Annotated in this window: 13 protein-coding genes; 7 read left to right on the top strand and 6 right to left on the bottom strand. The window is 68.6% G+C overall.

The window, feature by feature from the left end; genetic code table 11:
• The first annotated feature begins 740 nt into the window (after positions 1 to 740).
• The 4 genes from IRZ30_RS07900 to IRZ30_RS07885 all read left to right on the top strand — a co-directional run bounded on the left by IRZ30_RS07900 (position 741) and on the right by IRZ30_RS07885 (position 7,739).
• Positions 741 to 2,699: a S9 family peptidase gene (locus IRZ30_RS07900; RefSeq protein ID WP_294084349.1), complete on the top strand. Its 1,959-nt coding sequence runs from the start codon at positions 741 to 743 to the stop codon at positions 2,697 to 2,699.
• Positions 2,700 to 2,726: 27 nt separating this feature from the next.
• Positions 2,727 to 4,088, top strand: coding sequence for a M20/M25/M40 family metallo-hydrolase (locus tag IRZ30_RS07895; RefSeq protein ID WP_294084348.1), 1,362 nt, complete (start codon positions 2,727 to 2,729; stop codon positions 4,086 to 4,088).
• Positions 4,089 to 4,203: 115 nt separating this feature from the next.
• Positions 4,204 to 6,195, top strand: coding sequence for a S9 family peptidase (locus IRZ30_RS07890; protein ID WP_294084347.1), 1,992 nt, complete (start codon positions 4,204 to 4,206; stop codon positions 6,193 to 6,195).
• Between the two features lie 134 nt (positions 6,196 to 6,329).
• Complete coding sequence (locus IRZ30_RS07885; protein ID WP_294084346.1) at positions 6,330 to 7,739, top strand: class II fructose-bisphosphate aldolase; 1,410 nt, start codon at positions 6,330 to 6,332, stop codon at positions 7,737 to 7,739.
• 841 nt (positions 7,740 to 8,580) lie between these two features.
• On the opposite strand, the gene IRZ30_RS07880 is transcribed toward IRZ30_RS07885, so the two are convergent.
• Complete coding sequence (locus IRZ30_RS07880) at positions 8,581 to 8,907, bottom strand: hypothetical protein (RefSeq protein ID WP_294084345.1); 327 nt, start codon at positions 8,905 to 8,907, stop codon at positions 8,581 to 8,583.
• A gap of 456 nt (positions 8,908 to 9,363) precedes the next feature.
• Here IRZ30_RS07880 and IRZ30_RS07875 point away from each other — a divergent pair, with 456 nt between their 5' ends.
• Positions 9,364 to 10,938 (top strand): trehalose-6-phosphate synthase, encoded by a 1,575-nt coding sequence (locus IRZ30_RS07875; protein WP_294084344.1) that lies wholly within the window; start codon positions 9,364 to 9,366, stop codon positions 10,936 to 10,938.
• A 302-nt stretch (positions 10,939 to 11,240) separates the two neighbouring features.
• The gene (locus IRZ30_RS07870; RefSeq protein ID WP_294084343.1) at positions 11,241 to 12,500 is read left to right on the top strand and encodes an ArgE/DapE family deacylase; all 1,260 of its coding nucleotides are present in this window, start codon (positions 11,241 to 11,243) and stop codon (positions 12,498 to 12,500) included.
• Positions 12,501 to 12,563: 63 nt separating this feature from the next.
• Here IRZ30_RS07870 and IRZ30_RS07865 read toward each other — a convergent pair whose 3' ends face one another.
• Together IRZ30_RS07865 and IRZ30_RS07860 are read right to left on the bottom strand one after the other, a co-directional pair.
• On the bottom strand, positions 12,564 to 13,688 hold the full coding sequence (locus tag IRZ30_RS07865; protein WP_294084342.1) for a P1 family peptidase: 1,125 nt from the start codon (positions 13,686 to 13,688) through the stop codon (positions 12,564 to 12,566).
• A complete protein-coding gene (locus tag IRZ30_RS07860; RefSeq protein ID WP_294084341.1) occupies positions 13,679 to 14,317 on the bottom strand; it encodes a LysE family transporter in 639 nt (212 codons plus the stop codon). The genes IRZ30_RS07865 and IRZ30_RS07860 overlap by 10 nt, the downstream gene beginning before the upstream one ends.
• Before the next feature lie 264 nt (positions 14,318 to 14,581).
• Here IRZ30_RS07860 and IRZ30_RS07855 point away from each other — a divergent pair, with 264 nt between their 5' ends.
• Positions 14,582 to 15,823 carry a M48 family metallopeptidase gene (locus IRZ30_RS07855; RefSeq protein ID WP_294084340.1) on the top strand — a complete coding sequence of 414 codons (1,242 nt, stop codon included), beginning with the start codon at positions 14,582 to 14,584 and terminating at the stop codon, positions 15,821 to 15,823.
• 139 nt (positions 15,824 to 15,962) lie between these two features.
• Here IRZ30_RS07855 and IRZ30_RS07850 read toward each other — a convergent pair whose 3' ends face one another.
• From IRZ30_RS07850 to IRZ30_RS07840, 3 genes are all read right to left on the bottom strand, one after another.
• On the bottom strand, positions 15,963 to 16,760 hold the full coding sequence (locus tag IRZ30_RS07850; RefSeq protein WP_294084339.1) for a class I SAM-dependent methyltransferase: 798 nt from the start codon (positions 16,758 to 16,760) through the stop codon (positions 15,963 to 15,965).
• 655 nt (positions 16,761 to 17,415) lie between these two features.
• Entirely contained in the window at positions 17,416 to 18,147 is a 732-nt protein-coding gene (locus tag IRZ30_RS07845) for a hypothetical protein (protein ID WP_294084338.1), read from the bottom strand.
• Positions 18,148 to 18,329: 182 nt separating this feature from the next.
• Positions 18,330 to 19,868 carry a hypothetical protein gene (locus tag IRZ30_RS07840; RefSeq protein WP_294084337.1) on the bottom strand — a complete coding sequence of 513 codons (1,539 nt, stop codon included), beginning with the start codon at positions 19,866 to 19,868 and terminating at the stop codon, positions 18,330 to 18,332.
• Positions 19,869 to 20,136 lie beyond the last annotated feature (268 nt).

The following is a 20,136-nucleotide window of genomic DNA, read 5'->3' as shown; positions in this document are numbered from 1 at the left end:
GCGCCCCGCCCCCGGCGCCGGGGGTCGATCCTTCGCTGCGCCGGGGTCGGCTGGCCGCCGCCCCCGGCTCCGCTCAGGATGACACGCGGAGAGTCGTGGGCGGCCGGCGGGTAGACACGACTAATTCGTCAAACTCCATAACCCCCGGGCTGACAATGCGAAGCCGGCTGAAGCCGGCTGAGGGCGATGAGCCGGCTAGGTGGTGAGAGGATCCCACCGCTCGGTGCGTGCCCGGGGCTAGAGCCGCCGGGCTGATAACTTGGTAAGCCCACTGAAGGGGCTGGGGATACAGCGCCCAATGGGCGGCCGGAGCGGACACGCCGGGATGTCGCCATCATAGCCCCTTCAGTGGGCTTACCCCTAGGCAGCCCGGCGGCTTGAGCCCCGGGCACATGCCACGGCGCCGGATCCGTCGCACCACCCGCACCGGAACGGGTTAACGGCGCGGGATCCCCGCGCCACCCAGCCCGTGCCACGACACTGGCGCGGAACCAACCCCGGCGCGCGGCTGCCGCCGCGCGATACCAAAGCGGCGACTGGAACCGCCGCACTCCACAGCCGGCTCCAGCCAGCTGCGCTTTGTCAGCCCGGGGGTTTGTACAGACAGCCGCGCAAGCACGGACAGCGTCGCCGAACGACGCCGAGACGCCTCCCCGGCCTTGACAGGTCGCGGCTCCGGCGTCAGGCTCACCGTGGTAACCGTGACCCGTTTCCGCCCACGGCAGGGGAGGGAGAGCAGGATGACAGCGGAGCGGATGCTCAGCTTCGAGCAGGCAGTCAGTGCCACGCTCGTGACCGACGTGCAGATCTCGCCGGACGGCCGGCACGTCGCCTACGTGACGACCCCGGCCTCGAAGGAGGGAGAACACCCGGTCAGCGCGATCTGGTTGGTCGCCGCGGACGACGGCACGCCCCGGCGGCTGACTACATCCGAAGCGGCGGACGGCGCGCCACGCTGGTCGCCCGACGGGCGGCGGCTGGCGTTCGTCTCGGATCGGCTCGAACGCGGCAAGCCGCAGGTCTACGTGCTCGACCTGGCCGGTGGTGAGGCGGTGCGTGTGACCGCTGCGCCAGGCGGTGTCGGCCAGGCGGCCTGGTCGCCCGACGGCTCGCTGCTGGCCTATACCGCGATGGACCCCGAGACCGAGGAGGAGAAGCGGCGCCGCGAGGAGCGCGACGACGCCCGCGTCGTCGACGCCAACGTGAAGCGCGCCAGCCTCTGGGTCATGGCTGTGCCGGAGGACACGGCCGCCATCGCCCCGAACGCCCTCCCCGAGCCGCGACGGGTCAGTCCCGAGGGGATCCACATCGGCACCCAGGCAGACGCGGGCTTCACCTGGGCGCCGGATGGGCAGTCCTTCGTGGTTCTCGCCTCGCCCGATCCCAAGGCCCACTACACCTTCGCGCCCGAGATGGCGATCCTCAGTCTGGACGGGGAGCTGCGCAGTCTCGGCCGCTTCGAGGGGCTGCTGACCACGCCGAAGTTCAGTCCGGACGGGCAGACGCTCGCCTTCGTCGCCGCCGAAGAGGTCATTCCCGCGTTCTTCTCCCTCCAGACCATGCCGGCCAGTGGCGGCCAGCCCCACATCGTCGCCCCCGGCTTCGAGGGTTCGTTCCGGGAGTTCGCCTGGCTGCCGGACGGGGAGCGGATCGTTGCCTCGGTCGAGATGGGCCAGCGGGTGACGGTCAAGGTCTTCAACCTCACCTCCGGGGAGGTGAGCGACGCATTCGCGCCGTTCGAGCGGGTGGGCGTGGTCGGCGCCTTCAGGCTGAGCGCGAGCGGCGACCGTGCCGCGTTCGTCTTCGCCCACGACGAGTCGTACGGCGACGTCTACGTGGCCGACCTGGGCGGAGAGCCGCGCCGCCTGACCGATCTCAACCCCTGGACGCGCGACTACAAGTGGGGTGAGGTGCGGGACATCCGCTGGACCTCGACCGACGGGTTGGAGATCGAGGGATTGGTGATCCTTCCCGTCGGCTACGAGGAGGGGAAGCGCTATCCCCTGCTGGTCCATATCCACGGCGGGCCGTGCGGCGCCTGGCTCCACCATTTGTATGCCGGCTGGCACGACTGGGGGCAGTTCTTCGCCCAGCGGGGCTATGCGGTCTTCCTGCCCAACCCGCGCGGCTCCTCCGGCCGCGGCACCGCGTTCCTCTGCGGCATCGTCGGCTGCTACGGCGAGCCCGACTGGGAGGACATCAACAGTGGTGTGGACTACCTGATCGAGCAGGGGATCGCCGACCCGGACCAGCTCGTCGTCGGTGGCTGGAGCGGCGGCGGCTTCCTGACCAACTGGGCCATCACCCACAGCGACCGCTTCAAGGCGGCCGTCTCCGGCGCCGGGATCGCCAACTGGGTCAGCTTCCAGGGCACCGCCGATGTGCGCAGCGTCTTCGACCGCTACCTCGGCCCGGTCGACGAGGAGGTCGAGACGCACTGGCGCCTGTCGCCGATCCGCGTCATCAGCCGGGCGACCACGCCGACCTTGATCCTCTACGGCGAGAACGACATCCGCGTGCCGCCCAGCCAGGGATTTGAGCTCTACGAGGGGCTCAAGAGCCGCGGGGTGGAAACGCAACTGGTGCTCTACCCGCGCGAGCCGCACGTGATCATGGAGCGCAAGCACCAGATCGATGTCCTGCAGCGGGCAATCGACTGGTATGAGCGGCACCTGGGCCGGAGCGCGCAGGACGCATAGCGGCAGCGGACGCGAAAGGGGGGCGCGATGACCGACCTATCTCCCGTCTATGCCTACGTAGACACGCACGCCGACCGCATGATCGCCGACCTCCAGCGGCTCATCCGGCAGCCGTCCATCTCCTCGGCCAACATCGGCGTGCGCGAGTGCGCCGAGCTGCTGGTCGAGATGATGGGCGACGTTGGGATCACCGCGCGGGTGATCGAGACGGACGGGCTGCCGGTCGTCTACGGGGAAATCACCGGCGACCGGCCCGATGCGCCGACACTGCTGATCTACACGCACTACGACGTGCAGCCCGCCGACCCCGAGTCCGACTGGGAGTCGCCGCCCTTCGAGGCCCGGCGCGTGGGGGACCGCATCATCGGCCGCGGCACGACCGACGCCAAGGGCAACCTGATGGCGCACCTCAAGGCGGTGGAGGCGCTGCGGGCCACGACCGGCATGCCGATCAACATCAAGTTCATCTTCGATGGCGAGGAGGAGAGCGGCAGCCCCAGCCTGCCGGCCTTCGTCGAGCGCCACCGCGACCTGCTGGCCGCCGACGCCGCCCTCTCGTTCGACGGCGGCTTCGACGCGGGCGATGTGCCGCGGGTCAGCCTCGGCACCTCCGGCCTCCTCTTCGTGCAGATGCGCGCCCGCGGCGGCAGCAAGGATCTCCACTCCGCCCGCGCCCGGCTGGTGCCCAACCCGGCCTGGAAGCTCGTCTGGGCGCTGGCGTCGATCAAGGGGCCGGACGGGCGCGTGCGCATCGAGGGCTTCTACGACGCCGTGCGCCCGCCCACGCCACTCGAGCGTTCGCTGCTGGAGCAGGCGGGATGGGACGACGAGGCGCAGAAACGGGATCTCGGCGTGGACGAGTTCCTCGGCGGCGTCTCCGGGGTCGATGCGCTGGAGCAACTGCTGTTCACGCCGACCTGCAACATCGCGGGATTCGCCTCCGGCTACGTCGGCGAGGGCAACAAGACGCTCCTGCCCGCGACCGCCGCAGTGAACGTCGACTTCCGCCTCGTCGCCGACCAGGACCCGGCCGACATCTTCCAGCGGCTGCGGAAGCACCTGGACGACCACGGCTTCGCTGACGTGGAGCTGCACGACCTCGGCAGCATCGAGCCGTCGCGCGTGCCGGCCGACTCGCCCTTCGCGCGTGTGGTGGTGGAGGCCGCGCGCCGCGTCTACGGCCGTGAGCCGTCGCTGCGCCCGAGCGAGTCGGCCTCCGGGCGCCAGGCCGTGTGGCTCGCCGGGAAACTGGGGATCCCCGGCGCCGGGACCGGCATCGGCCCGCCCGACTGGCGCGGCCACGCCGCCAACGAGTTCATCACCGTCCATCACTACCTCGCCGGGATCAAGTACGCCGCGACCATCTGGTCGCTCTTCGGCGAGGGCTGATGACCGCAGCCGTCAACAAACCCATCCGGTGCACCGGCAGGGCGGGCTTGTGCCTGACCCTGCCGGTGGACCACGGAACACGAAACACGCAGTAGTCCCGAAAGGACATGCACCTATGCCCCGACCGATCGAGATCGCCGATCTGGCGCGTATCCGCTACCTGGGGGATCCCCAAATCGCGCCGGACGGCCGGCGCGTCGCCTATGTCGTCACCGAGATCGTCCTGGAGGAGAAGCGCTACCGCTCCGCGATCTGGGTCGCCAATGTTGACGGCAGCGGGCGAATGCGCTTCACCGCCGGGACGCACAAGGACACCAGCCCGCGCTGGTCGCCGGACGGCAGCCGGCTGGCATTCCTCTCCGACCGCGACGGCGTCACTCAGCTCTACGTCATGCCGAGTGACGGCGGCGAGCCAGAGCGAATCACCGACCTGAAGCACGGCGTGGCCGATCCCGTCTGGTCGCCCGACGGCGCCTGGCTGGCGTTCGTGAGTAAGGTCGGACCCGAGGGCCCCGTCCAACGCGCGGATGAGACCGAGGAGGACCGGAAGCGCGCGGCGCAGCGCAGCGACACGAAGGTCATCCGCTCGCTCAAGTACAAGCTGGACGGCGAGGGCTACTTCGACGATCGACGCCGGCACATCTTCGTCGTCTCGGCCGAGGGCGGCACGCCGCGCCAGATCACCGACGGCGACTGGGACGATACCCAGCCCGCTTGGTCGCCAGACGGCCGCACCATCGCCTTCGTCTCCAACCGTACCGACGACCGGGAGCGCAACACCTTCTCGGATATCTGGGTCGTGCCGCTCGACGGGGGCGAGCCGCGCCGGATCACCCCCAGCGACGGTGTCTACAATTCCCCGGCCTTCTCGCCCGACGGGGACTGGATCGCCTACGTGGGCAACCCGATTGTCGAGCCCTACGGCCCGACGACGCTCACCGGCCTGTGGGTCGCTCCCACCACCGGGGGCGAGGCGCGCAACCTGACCGCCGCGCTCGACCGGGAGGTGGGCAACACCGTCCTCTCCGATCAGCACTATGCCGTGGCTGCCCAGCGGCCCCTCTGGCTGCCTGATGGGAGCGGCCTGCTGACCCTCATCAGCGACCAGGGCACGGTGCCGGTCGTGCGCGTGAGCCTCGACGGCGAGAGCACGGTCGTCATCGGCGGCGACCGGGAGGTCGCGAACGTGAGCGTCGCCGGCGACGGCACGCTCGCCTTCCTCGCCTCCTCCCCCACCCGGCCGCTGGAGGTCTACGTGACCGCGGCCGACGGCAGCGACGAGCGGGAGGTCAGCCAGGCCAACGCCGACTTCCTGGCCGAGGTGGAGGTCGTCCCCGCGGAACGCATCACCTATCCCGCCGAGGGCGGGGTGGAGATCGGGGGCTGGCTGCTCAAGCCGCCGGGCTTCGACCCGTCCGTCCGCTATCCGCTCATCCTCCAGATCCACGGCGGCCCGCACGCCATGTACGGCAGCGCCTTCTTCCATGAAATGCAGGTCCTGGCCGCTCGCGGCTACGTCGTGCTGATGACCAACCCGCGCGGCAGCACCGGTTACGGGCAGAAGTTCGTCTCCGCGGCCATGGGCGACTGGGGCGGGATCGACTATCGCGACGTCATGGCCGGGGTCGACTACGTGGTCGCGCAGGGCTACATCGACGAGCAGCGGCTGGGCGTCACCGGCGGCTCCTACGGCGGCTACCTGACCAACTGGATCGTGACCCAGACCGACCGCTTCAAGGCGGCCGTGACCCAGCGCAGCACCTGCAACCGCCTCAACCTGTTCGGCACCAGCGACATCGGCTGGTCCTACACGCCCTGGGAGTTCCGCGGTAGTGCCTACGACAACCCGTCGTTCTACCTGGAGCGCTCCCCGATCACGTACGTCAAGAACGTGACGACGCCGATCCTCATCCTCCACAGCGAGCAGGATCTGCGCTGCCCCATCGAGCAGGCCGAGCAGTGGTTCGCCGCGCTGCGTTACCTGGGGAAGGAGGCGGTCTTCGTCCGCTTCCCGGAGGAGAGCCACGGTCTCTCGCGCAGCGGGCGGCCCGACCGACGCATCGAGCGGCTCCAGTGGATCGTCGACTGGTTCGCCGAACACCTGTAGCGGTTCGGCGCCAGTCGGCGCGGAATTTGCTTGCAAGAGCGAGTATGGCCCGGAGCAGTGAAGTACGGCTAAGATAGGCCCGACCGGCCCTGCGGGCCGTACCAATGGGACGATACCGCGAGGAGGCTAGACCCATGCGTGGCTATTCGTCTGTTCAAGAGTTGCTCGACGACCTGCGACCCGCTGTCGAAATCCGGGACGGCGCCCTCTCGATCGCCGACGAGCGGGCATTCCGGGAGCAGAAGGTCGATCGCCTGGTGTACGGTGCTGTCTTCGGCGACGATGCGGTCAAGCCGGCCTGCCGCTGGATCATCTGGCAAGCGGCCCAGGCGCTCGGGGCGCTGCCGGCATCGATCCACGAGTACTACATGGCCGGCGGGCGCGGCGAGTGGCACCACCGCACCACCCCGGCGATCAACATCCGCGGTCTGACCTACGACACCGCGCGGGCGGTCTTCCGCACCGCGATGCGCTACGACTGCAAGCAGTTCATCTTCGAGATCGCCCGCTCGGAGATCGGCTACACCCAGCAGCGGCCCGAGGAGTACGTCTCCAGCGTGCTCGCCGCCGCGCTGCGCGAGGGCTACCGCGGCCCGGTCTTCATCCAGGGCGACCACTTCCAGATCAGCGCCAAGGGCTACGCCAAGGATCCCCAGAAGGAGATCGAGGGCGTTGAGAAGCTGATCCTCGAAGCGCTCGACGCCGGGTTCTACAACATCGACGTCGACTCCTCGACACTGGTCGACCTGAGCAAGCCGACCGTCGCCGAGCAGCAGACCCTCAACTACCAGCACTGCGCCGACCTGACCGCCTTCATCCGGAAGCACCAGCCCGAGGGGGTCATGGTCTCCGTCGGCGGCGAGATCGGCGAGGTGGGCGGCAAGAACAGCGACGTCCACGAGCTGCGCGCCTTCATGGACGGCTTCAACCGGGTCCTGGCCGAGAAGGGCGGCGACCTGGTCGGCATCAGCAAGATCAGCGTCCAGACCGGCACCAGCCATGGCGGCGTCGTCTTGCCGGACGGCACCATCGCCGACGTCAAGGTCGACTTCGACACACTGGCCGAGCTCTCCGAGGTCGGCCGCAAGGAGTACGGCCTCGCCGGCGCGGTCCAGCACGGTGCATCGACCCTGCCCGAGATCGCCTTCAACCGCTTTTCCGAGGCGAACGCCTGTGAGGTGCACCTGGCAACGGCGTTCCAGAACCTCATCTACGACAGCGATCTCTTCCCCACGGATCTGCGCGACGAGATCTACGCCTATCTGGCCGAGAACCATGCCGACGAGCGCAAGCCAAACATGACCGACGCGCAGTTCTACTACACGACCCGCAAGCGCGCCTTCGGCCCCTTCAAGCAGCAGATGTGGGATCTCCCGGCTGACGTGCGGCAGGGGATCAGCTCGGTGCTCGAGGAGCGCTTCGACCTCATCTTCGACCGGCTGAACGTCGGCGGCACCAGCGCGCTCGTCGAGAAGTACGTCACCCCGACCAAGCGCGACAAGCCGATGCCCGAGTCCCTCCACACCGCCGCGCAGGTCTCCTAGGCCGTTGGATCATACCCCTCGCTCCCCTCTGGGGAGCGAGGGGAACCCCTTCACCGACGCCCAGCACGGACCGGTTGAGCGTCGCATTGCACACCTCAGCAACGCTGACCGGGACTGAACGATGTTCCGGCGTTATCGAATTCACGTAGCCGGCCTGTGCCCAGAGGTAGGTGGCGTGCGGATCCCTGCTGCGTGGCCCGTGCTCGGGGCTGAAGCCACCGGGCTGACAAGGAAAGCCGGCTGAAGCCGGCTGGAACGTTTTGGAGTGCGGCGGCCAGAGCCGCCGCTTTGGTATGGCGCGGCAGCAGCCGCGCCGGGGGTTAGTTCCACACCGGGGTCGACAGACGGGATGGGTGGCGGGACGATCCCCGTGCGGCGGCATGTGCCCGGGGATCAAGCCGCTGGGCTGATATAGGGTAAGCCCACTGAAGGGGCTGCGATGGCCACGTTCAGGCGGAGCCGATCCGGCAGCCCGCCATACCCAGCATCCCCAGCCTCCTCAGTGGGCTTTGTATTGTCAGCCTGGCAGCTCTAGCCTCAGGCACGGGCCGGGTGTTGAACACCGTATCGCTGGGATCTAAGCCCGATTTCCCTAGCCGGCTTCAGCCGGCTTTCGTTGTCAGCCCGGCGGCTTTAGCCCCGGCACATGCCGAGCGCCTGGATCTAACGCCCGGGAATGAGTGCTGTTCGATCCCAGCCCGATTGAGTCGGTTTCCGTTGTCGGAACGGGGGTTATGAACGTTGACGCATTCGTCTCGTCTTGCCACCACCCGCGCCCCCTCGTGTCATCCTTCACTGCACCGGGGACGGGGCAAGCCGAGACAAATTCGTCAATGCGCATTCATCTCCGTTCCTGCCCCTCCCGTCGGAGGCGCGGGAACGGGTCGTCGGCGGGCCGGAGGTAGACGAGGTACTCGTCAAGCCCGATCTTGAGGATGCGGCGCACCGAGTAACTGTGGCCGGCCGTCCGGATCACACGGCCGGGCTCGATCCGTCCCGCGCGCAACTCACGGGACGTCCGCGTGACGATCTCGTAGGTGACCCGCCCGCAGGCGTGGCAGCGGTAGTACTGGTCCGTCGCATTGATCGGCCCAGCCAGCCCGCGCTGGACGAACTCCACGCGATCACTGCCGCAGTCTGGACAAATCCGGCCTCCGGACACGGTCACCGATGCGCTCGTTTCCTTCCTGGGCGCGGCTGGTATGCCGGCATGAAATCCAGCCCTCCAGATGCTGCTATTCTACGCTATCTCTACACTGAACGATAGAGAAGTCAATCATCCGGCGCGTAATGCTCAGGACGCGCCGGAAACCTGTGGTACGATCCATACCAAGGGGAGAGCGGCCCGGGAGTCACCAGCAACGGGACCCCGCGGCGGACATGCCGCGCCCGGCGCCGGGCGACGGCGCAGTGGGACCGGGCGCGAGCATCCGCACTCGCCGCGTCGCTGACGGGTCGAGCGCGCCGCGGGCGGCGGCGTGCTGTCACCACACGACCCGCTGGTCGGAACGAAGATTGCGAGGCCACATCGCATCTCGGGCGACCGTTCGGTCGTGCTCTACCTCCCTGGTGACGACCCCCAGCGCCGCACAGGTTCACCAGCACGATGGGATGAGAGGAACAGGTGGCCGACGAGCATGGAGCGACAGTCAACCATGACGCCAGGCGACGAGATCTGCCGGAACCGGCGCGGGATCTCCTCAGCCGGGTAACCCTCATCATCGCGTCGAACCGCGGCCCGGTCGAGTTCCACCGCGAACCGGACGGCTCCTTCTCCACCCGGCGCGGCACCGGTGGGGTCGTGACCGCGATCAGCGCGGTCAGCCGCTTCACCGACGCGATCTGGGTGGCAGCCGCCATGACCGATGGCGACCGCCTGCGCGCCGAGCTCGCCGCCCAACGCGGTGAGTCCGTTATCGAACCGGACAACGCCGATTTCCGCGTCCGCTTCGTCGTGTCCGACCCGGACGCCTACGACCGGTACTACAACCACATCAGCAACCCACTGCTCTGGTTCCTCCAGCACTACCTGTGGGACACCCCGCGCCAGCCCGACATCGACCACGTCACCTGGGACGCCTGGAACAACGGCTACGTCACGGTGAACCAGCAGTTCGCCGAGGAGATCCTGGCCGTGGCCGATTCCAGCACCCAGCCGCCGATCGTCATGCTGCAGGACTACCACCTCTACCTCGTGCCCGGCTACCTGCGCGAGGCACGCCCCGACCTAATCCTGCAGCACTTCGTCCATATCCCCTGGCCCGATCCCGATTACTGGCGCCTGCTGCCGGTGGAGTTCCGCCGGGCCATCTGCCACAGCATGCTCGCCAACGACATCGTCGGCTTCCAAACGCCCCGCCACGCCCGCAGTTTCGTCTACACCTGCGAGGCGACGCTCGACGACGTCGACATCGACTACCGCCGCCGCGAGATCCGCTACCGCGGTCACACGACCCACGTCCGCTCCTATCCCATCTCGATCGACGTCGACGCCGTGCGCCGCGTGGCCGCCAGCGAGGACGCCCTGCGCCACGAGGAGCACATCAAGACCTTCCTCAACGAGCACACGATCCTGCGGGTCGACCGGGCAGAGCCGAGCAAGAACATCGTGCGCGGCTTCCAGGCCTACGACCGCTTCCTCGAACTCCACCCGGAGTTTCTGGGCCGGGTCAACTTCCTGGCGTTCCTCGTCCCGTCACGGCTCGAGGTCGCCGAGTACGTCGACTACCTGGACGACATCAACACCATCGTCGGGCGGATCAACACCAAGTACGCCAACGTCGCCGAGCGCGACGGGGTGGCGTGGGAGCCCGTGCGCCTCTTCATCGGCGACGACTACCCGCGCGCGTTGGCCGCGATGAAGTACTACGACGTGCTCCTGGTGAACGCGATCTTCGACGGCATGAACCTGGTCGCCAAGGAGGGGGCGCTGCTCAACCGCCGCAACGGCGTACTGATCCTCTCGGAGGGGGCGGGCGCCTACCAGCAACTGAGCGAGCACGCGCTGAGCGTCTCGCCAGCGGACGTCGAGAGCACCGCCCACGCGATCTATCAGGCGCTCACCATGCCCGCCGAGCAGCGGGCCTACCATGCCCAGGCGCTGCGCCGGTTGGTAATCGAGCAGGACATCCTGGCCTGGATCTACTCCCAGCTCGAAGACCTCGCCGCAACCGTCGGCGGCAGCCTCGTCCGGGCGTAGCGCCTGGCGGGAGCGCGGGCGTCACACCGACTCTCACCCGTCCTCGAAGCCCGGGGAGCGCCGGCATCGTGTCGGCTCCCTTGCTCTGTTTCGCGAGAGTCCGCTCCGGCCTGGCGCCGGGCGCGCTCGCCATCCCCAATCTCTGCCCCTTTGTGGCGCGCATCCGAATCCTGAGGGACGACTCGACTATCGTGGCACCGGTGCCCGCCTGATCCGCCGCCTTCGCGGTGCGTCGCGTCCCTATACCGCATCCCCGGCGCCTGTAGTAGCATCATGCGGCAGCACAGAGAAGGGAGCACGGAATGGTCGACCGCGTGATGCAGGCTGTCGATGAGTTGTGGGATGCCGAGGTCCAGTTCCTCCAGGGTCTCGTCCGCCGCCCGAGCACGCTCCACCACGAAGCGGAGATCCAGAACTGGATCGCGCGCGAGATGGCGGAGATGGGACTTGAGGTCGATCGGTGGGAGATCGACCCCGGCGCCCTGAAGTCGCTTCCCGGCTATAGTCCAGTCGAGTGGTCATATCATGGCCGCCCCAACCTCGTCGGCACCCTGCGGGGCAGCGGTGGGGGCAAATCCCTCCTGCTGAACGGCCACGTCGATGTCGTCAGCGTGGAGCCCATCCACTTCTGGTCGCACGACCCGTGGGGCGGAGAGATCGTAGACGGACGCATGTACGGCCGCGGATCGGCCGACATGAAGTCGGGCATCGCCGCCATGATCTTCGCGGTCAAGGCCCTTCAACGGGCCGGAGTCCGGCTGAAGGGTGACGTGTACCTCAACACCGTCATCGAAGAGGAGTGCACGGGTGCGGGAGCGCTCTCGACCATCGCGCGAGGATACCGCGCCGATGCCGTCGTCATCCCGGAGCCGTTCGGCCAGACGGCGCTGATCTCGCAGGTTGGGGTTCTCTGGGCTCGCGTCACCGTCCGCGGGGCGGGAGCACACGCGCGCAGCGCCAGTGCCGCGACGAACGCCATTTTGAAGGCGATGCCCCTCCTGCAAGCGGTGAAGGAACTGGAGGCGGAGGTCAACCGCCCGGAGGTCAAGCCGGCTGTGTGGCAGGACATTCCCCACCCCATCAACTACAACATCGGGCAGTTCCACGCCGGCGATTGGACCTCCACCGTGCCGGCCGAGGCTGTCTTCGAGGTGCGGATCGGCACCTATCCCGGGGAGAACCTGGAAGAGGTCAAGGCGCGCTTCAGAGACCGTATCATGGAGGCTGCCCGCCGCGACCCGTGGCTGCGTGACCACCTCCCCGACGTGATGTTCTACGCCTTCCATGCCGAGGGGGCGGATTTCGATCCGAACCAGGAGATCTTCGCCGCGCTTGCCGCCGCGCACCAGGAAGTCACCGGTACGCCGATCCGCCAGGAGGTCACCACGGCGACGACCGATGCACGCTTCTTCCAGCTCTATCAGGGAGTCCAGACGACCTGCTATGGCCCGTCCGGTGACAACCTGCACGCCGCCGACGAGTGGGTCGATCTCGAAAGCGTGCGCTCGGTCACCAAGGTCCTCGCGCGGCTGATGATGGATTGGTGCGGCGCTGAGGTCTGATCCCTGGGGCTGATATGACGCCGGCAGGCGCAGGCTCCGCCTGAAACGGGGCCACGCCTGCCCTTACCGCACCACCCCGGCGCGGCGGAGGATCGCCAGCGTCTCGTCGAGGGGAAGCGCGTAGCGGACATGGCCGTCGCGGCCGGTCATGGTCGTGGCGGTAAAGAGAGCGTTGATCACGGCCTCCTCGGTCGCCTCGACCGCCGCCTGGAACAGGCCGTCGATCAGCGCCCCATCCTCCACAATGTGGGGCAGCGTCAGCACGCGCTCGCTTGTCTCGTGGGGGATGCGCACCGCGTTGGAGAAGGCGATGATGTAGTCGCCGCTGCCGTGCCCGGCGATCGAGCCGGTCCGCGCCAACCCCAGCGCCGCGCGCCGCGCCAGCCGCCGCAGCGCCCGGTCGAGCATCGGCGCGTCGGTCGCCAGGATCACCATGATCGATCCGCTCTCGGGCGGCTCCGCGGCGGCGTCCGGCCGCCAGCCGGCCAGCTCCCGCCCGACCGGCACCCCTGCGATAGTCAACTGGTCCCGTTGTCCGAAGTTGCCGAGCACCAGCGCGCCGACCGTGTAGCCGCCAAGCCGCTCGGGCAGCCGGCGCGAGGCCGTGCCGATGCCGCCCTTGAAGCCGAACAGGCTCATCCCCGTCCCGGCGCCGACGCAGCCCTCGGCCACCGGCCCGGGCCGGGCAGCCACGATAGCCTCCAGCACGTGCTCCTGCCGCACGTGGCGGCCCTGCATGTCGTTGAGGTAGGCGTCGGAGCACTCGCCGACCACCGGGTTCACCGTCGACGTCGTGATGCCGATGTCCGGGTTGGTGCGGATGGCGTGCTCGACCAGCCCGTCGGCCACCACGCCGACGTTCATCGTCCCGGTCAGCGCGATGGGCGACTCGATCACGCCCAGCTCATCGATCTGCTCCTGGCCCAGGCACTTGCCGAAGCCGTTCAGCACGAAGATCCCGGCGGGGACTTTCTCCCGGAACACGTTCCCCTCGTGGGGCAGGATCACCGTCACACCGGTGCGGACCGGCCCCCGGCCTGGCACGAGCGGGCCATCGCCCTCGATGAGCGTCACATGCCCGACCCGGACCCCGGCCACATCGGTGATTGCGTTCTCCGGACCCGGCGGCAGCGTCCCCAACACCACCCCGGCCTCGCGCGCCCGGGGCCGCGATCCGCTCACAGCCACGCTCCAACCTCCTGCACCGCCTTGACCGCGAACGAGAGGGCGAATCCGATCAGCACCACCCCGCTGATGAGGTTCACCCAGCGGAAGAGCCGGTCGGACACGAACCGCTGTCCTCCATGAATCAGGAGCGACAGCCCGGTGACCCACAGGCCGAGCCCGAGGATCACCCCGAGCACGATGGCAAACGTCCCGGTCGTGTCGGTCTGCGCCACCGACGATGCCACGAGCCCGCCCCCAATCGAAGCCCAGAAGACGATGCCCATCGGGTTGAGCAGGGCGATCAGCAGCCCGGTCGGGTAGGAGCGGCGCACGAAGCCGCCCGAATCGGGCTTGTCGATGAAGCTCCCCGTAGCAAAGGCGGCGCGGATGCTGCTATAACCCAGGAAGATGAGGAACGCCGCGCCCGCGACCCATAGGACCATGCGCACCGCGGCGCGGTCGACCAGCGGTGTGATACCGGCGATGACGAGCAGGCAGTAGAGCGTGTCGGCGCTGATCGCACCGACCCCGACCAGCCAGCCGGAGAGGAACCCGAAGCGCAGCCCGCGGCGCACGATCTCGATGTTGACCGGACCGATCGGCGCAGCCAGCGCCAGGCCGATGGCGATCCCACGCAGTGCCAGTTCCATGCGAGGGTGTCTGCTCCTCTCCGCCTCACACGTCGCGTCATCGCTCACACGCCGGTCCAACCCACGGCAGCGGCAGCGCGTGTCACCCGGAGCGTCCTGGGGTTGGCTCGCCGCCAGCGCGCGGCCACCTGCAGCGGGTCAACCCACGCGGGTGGGTTTGATTCCACCCCGACACGCGGGGACGCGCATCCCGGGTTCCGCGCGTAAGGATAGCAAGACTCCGGCGGCAGCGGGCCATCGGAGGGCGGGAAGGACGGAATCGTGGTGTCCTGGCCGACGATCATCCGCGGCGCGCTTGCGCTCCGCCGTCTGGCGGCGGACGGCGCATCGCCCGGTGCACGCACGGTCGATCCGGAGCGGCTGCGCCGTGCGCGCCGCTACAACCGGACCAAGGAGCAGCTCTTCCTGGTGGGGCTCGTGACGAGCCTCGTCACCGGCGCGCTGGTGGTCTTCTCCGGCGCGGCGGCCAAGGTGCGGACCGCGGTGCAGCGCCGCGCGGGGCGCGGTCTCGCGGGGGATGCCGCCACGACGACGGTCTTCTCGCTGCTCGGCTTCCTGGCGTCGCTCCCGCTCGACTACATCAGCTCCTACGTCGTCGAACACCGCTACGGCCTGAGCAACCAGACGCGCACCGCCTGGCTGACCGACCACCTGAAGGGCCTGGGTGTGGGTCTGGTGCTCCAAACGCCGCTGGCCCTGGCCGGGTACACCGTGATCCGCCGCTGGCCGCGGACCTGGTGGGCGATCGTCAGCGCCGCCTCGATCCCGCTCACCGTCCTGATGGCACAGCTCGGCCCGGTGCTCATCATGCCGCTCTTCAACAAGTACGAGCCGCTCAAAGACCGCGAGCTGGCCGAGCGGCTGAAGGCCCTGGCCGCGCGCTCCGGCATCGAAGTGGCCGACGTGCTCCAGACCGACATGAGCCGGCAGACCAAGAAGGCCAACGCCTTCTTCGCCGGCCTGGGACGCACCAAGCGCATCGTCCTTGCCGACACCCTGCTGGAGCAGTTCACCCCGGAGGAGATCGAGGTCGTGGTCGCGCACGAAATCGCGCACCAGGCTCACCGCGACATCTGGCGCTTCATCGCCCTCGGCAGCGTCTTCACCGTCGCCCTGTCCTTCGTGGTGGACCGCCTGGCGCGCGGCACCCTGGCCCGCCTCGGCTCCCGCATCGGCACCGACCGCCTCGGCGACGTGGCCACCATGCCGCTCCTGGCCTGGTTCCTCTCGATCGCCGGGCTGCTGCTCGGACCGGTGCAGAACTGGTACTCGCGCCGCATCGAGCGGCGAGCCGACGCGTTCGCGCTCGACCTGACACGCGACCCGGTGGCCTTCGGCGCGGCCATGACCCGGCTGGCGGCGGTCAACCTCTCCGACCCGAAGCCGCCCGCCCTGGTGCGCTACCTGCTCTACAGCCACCCGAGCATCGCCGAGCGCATCGACCACGCCCGCGCCTTCGCCGCCGAACACGGCCTCCCGGCGCCCGAGCCGATCACGGTGGAGTAGGTGCCCTCTTCTCAGGAGCGCGGGCGTCTCTGGGAGCGGCCCTCACCCCCAACCCCTCTCCCAACTTTGGGAGAGGGGAGCTAAGTGGATAGCCCGGGCGAGACTACGTGGGATGCCTACGCCCCTGAGAAGACGACGGCTACTCTCGCGGCTTGCGCGCCTTGAACAGCCCCTTCTCGTCCGTGTGGGCGACGACGCGGCCATCGACGATTTCCATCTTGAGGGATTCCCGATAGGCCGGAGGCGCGGCTAACACCCAGGCTTCCAGCGCGGCACGTCCCTCCGGGCCGAGTCTCGAACGGCCCGTCCACGCATCGAAGTCGTGCCGCTTGGTGAAGGTCTCCATCACCTCGACCGTCAAGCCCGCAGCTTCGAGGAACTGCCGCCACTCCGAACGGCGGTACGACCGAACGTGGCTCGGGTCCCGCCGCCGCTCGAACTCATTGAGGAATTCGTCCAGCTCCGGATCCTCCGGCGCCACGCTGTCGATCAGCAGGAACAGGCCACCCGGCCGGAGCACGCGCGCCACCTCGTGCACCGCACGCTGGACATCGGCGAAGTGGTGCGGCGCGATACGGCAGGTCACGAGGTCGAAGCTCGCGTCGGCGAAGGGCAGATCTTCGGCGTCGGCCACCTGGAAGTCGGCGTTGGTCACGCCCTTGGACGTGAGGAAAGCCCGCGCCCGCTCCAGCATCTCCGGAACCAGGTCCGAGGCGGTGACATGCCGGACGTGCGACGCCAGCGCCAGCGCGGTATGCCCGCCACCGGTGGCGATATCGAGCGCGACCGTCTCCGGCGTCGCCTCCGCGAGCTCCACCAGCCGCTCCAGGTCGTCGCCGCTGCGGTGGGTCGCGCTGACTACATAGGCGTCCCCCGACGCCGCGAATTGCTCACGCACCCGCGCCTTGACCTGCTCCCCCCGGCCGCCATCCACCATGTGTCACCCACCCTTCGTCGTGCGTCATGCGTCACGCGTCACCCAGGAACCGGCAACAATCTATCGCATCTCCGGTGGCAGCGGCACATACCCGGCGTTGACGGATCTATGAATGGCTTGACCGGCCGGCAGGTGCCCGGGGCTGACTGACAGTGAGCCGACGGCCTGGCGTGAGGATCCGCGTGTGGTGGCGTGTGCCCGGGGATCAAGCCGCCGGGCTCACAACGAAAGCCGGCTCAAGCCGGCTGGGGCGGAGCATGGCTCACGTCCAGGCGGAAAGGTTCCCACTGCCCGGCGCGTGCCCGGGGCCAAAGCCACCGGGCTAGGAAGCGAAGCCCACTGAAGGGGCTGGAGACGCAGTGTCCAGCGGGTGCCGGATCGAAGTAGCGGGGGTGAACAAGGGAGCCCCTTCAGTGGGCTTTCCCCTAATCAGCCCGGTGGCTTTAGCCCCGGGCACCGCATCGACCTGTTACGACCGTACCGCCGGGATGTATGCCCCGCTCCACTCCGGCCCGCTTGAGCCGGCTTTCCCTTATCAGCCTCGAGGTGCTCCCCCGGCACATGCCACGGCCCGGAACTCCGCACACAACCCTCACGGGCCAACAGCCACCATCCCTGGGCGCCACCACGGCGCCCGGCGTGGCATGACGCTCGCCTACTTGACCCGCACGTAGAACGAGTACTCGGCGGTCAGCTCGCGGCCTTCGCCGGTGGGGTTGGGCCAGGTCCCCTTCACGTGCAGGAAGTAGGTGCCCGGCTCCAGGTCGACCGTCCAGGTCAGCACGTCGGTCGGGATCTCAACGGTCGTCACCGGATCGGTTGTCGGCTTGAAGACGTCGGGCGCGTTTGATCCCGGGATCGGCGTGCCGATGTAGGGCGTTCCCTGCGGGTTGGGCAGCTCCTCCAGGGGCCGAACATTTCCCTGTTCCGGGTAGACGTCGATCGTCATCGTCTCCGGCACCGGCCCGACGCGCGGCTCGAAGCGAACCTCCTGACCCTGTTCCAGCGCCAGCGCGCCGTCTTTCTGGATCTGCAAGCCCGGCGCGTTGACGTCCGCCGCAACATCCCCCCCGAGTTGCCAGAAGAAGGAGCCGAGCGAGGCTTCCTGCTCGCAATCCCCGGCAATGAGGACCAAGACCGGCGGACCCAGGCGGCGGTCTACACGTGGCGTGGGTGTCGGCGTGGCGCCGGGCGCCAGCACCGGCGTGCACCCTTCGACCACTGCGGTCCCCTGCGCCTGCGGGGAGGGGGAAGCCGGAGCCGTCGTCGGCGTCGCGGGCGTCGTGGTGGTCTGCGGCGTCGAGTTAGACGACCCGCCCATGCACGCGGCGACCACCAGGAGCGCCACCCCCACGAGCGCGATGATCAGCAATCGGGACCGTCTCAATCTGGCTCCTCCCCACAACTGATGCGCGACCGCCACTGCGGGTCGCGCATCAGGATCACTCTATCGGCCTTCACCCCAAGCCCCTCTCCCAGGGTTGGGAGAGGGGCACGTACGTCCGTCCATCTCGTTCCCCCTCTCCCAACGTTGGGAGAGGGGGTTAGGGGGTGAGAGCGTTTCCCAGCCTACCACGCGTGGGTCGGCATCTCGTGCTCGTGGTGCTGGCCGTCCCAGGTCACGCCCCAGAAGTGCCAGCGGAAGGACTCGACCAGCGACCGCAGCGTCCCCTCGATCTGCGAGCGGATCGGCGTCCCGTCCTCCTCGAACCACGGCGAGAGCGGCTCCGCGTCGACGAACTCGGTCGCGTGCGTCGGGACATTCGGTGGATCGCCCGCGCCCTGCCACGACTGACCCCAGAAATGCCAGCGGAACGCCTCGACCAGGCTCTTCAGCGTCGCCGTGGTCGCCTCGGCGTCAAAGGTGCCGTCCGTCACCCACGGGCCAGGCTCGGTGCCCTGGGTAATCGTGTCCACGTGGGTCGGCATCTCCGGATGGTTCACGCCATCCCAGGTCTGGCCGAACAGGTGCCAGCGGAACGCCTCGACCAGCGACTTCATGGTGGCGTTGATCGCATCGTCCTTTGGCGTGCCGTCGGCGTTGAACCACTCCGACTCACCCGCTTCGCCGACCACAAAGTTCCACTGCGCGGTGAACTGGTCGCCTTCCTGGTCGGTGACAGTCGCGATCACCCGATGGACGCCAGACGGCAGCGTGCGCGGCGCCGTCGCGAGCACACCCCCGCCGGCCCGCGGCACGATCTGCACCGGCACGCTCTGCCCGTCGATCATCAGGTGGACCGAGCGAATCGCGCTGTCGGAGCGAGCCTCGACGCCGACGGCGATCTCCGTGCCGGGCGCATGGGTGCTGTGCGGCGCCGGCAGCAACTGGGTGAAGACCGGCACGTCACGCTCATAACCCGGCGGGAGCGCACCGCGGGCGTAGATGGCTCCCGCCTCGAAATCGTACTCCGTGTCCAGCCCGGACACGCCCACCACGACGGCGTCGAGCGCGCCGGCGAAGCTCTCCCAGCCGTCGCCGATGCAGCCGGCCGCAACCCGCAGCGCGCCGTCATCATCCGGGCTGACGATCGCCGCGTTGGGGTACTCCTCCAGGTAGGTCGTCAGCAATTGCGGGTTGTCCGCGGTCATCCCCGCCAGCCCCTGCTTCGACCACCAGAGCCCGCCGAGCGCGTCCCAGTCCTGCCATCGGCGGTTAACCAGCGGCTCACCCTGCAAGCCGGGCTGGAAGATCAGTTGATCATCCGCCTCACCGTCGGCGTCCGCGTCGATGTCCAGCAAGAGCATCGGCGCAACCGACAGGTCACCGTCCATATCGACGAACGTGCTGTACTCCAGCTTGGTCAGCGCGGCGAGGGCGACGCCGTCGAACGCGCTCTGGCGGAGTTGCGGGAAGCCATTCCCATCGGCCGCCACCAAGAAGTGAAGGCTGCCACTACCCAGCGGTGGGATATCCGGTCCTGCTTCGAGCCAGACCTCACCGATGCCAGGCGCGCCCTCGCAGATTGCGGCACGCGATAACTCCCAGCCGGCATAGTCGTCCTGCGCCGCGGCAGGTACCGCGAGAACAGCGAGCAGACTGCTCAGGATCAGGAGAGCAGCGACGGTGCGACCAATGACGGCCACACGGCGGCAGGTGCCTGTCATGAGTTCCCCTTCCGCTTCCCTAGCGCGTCGTGACCGGGAGACATCCCCGTGTACCCGGCCCGGCCGCCAGGCCGGTGATCGGTCCCTCAACAGCTTAACGCATCACGGCGTGAACGGCCGCGCTGTCCGAACAGATCACGGCAGGCACCCTAGTCTAACGGGGATGTGACTGGTGGGGCAAGAGGGAAGCATGGAACGGCCCTCACCCACTGTCCCCGCTCCCAAGGTTGGGAGAGGGGGAACGTCTTGCGTCATGCGTCATGCGTCA

Source organism: Sphaerobacter sp. (genome assembly GCF_019683595.1).
Classification (GTDB): Bacteria; Chloroflexota; Chloroflexia; order Thermomicrobiales; family Thermomicrobiaceae; genus Sphaerobacter.
This window is presented reverse-complemented; position numbering and strand designations above follow the sequence as displayed.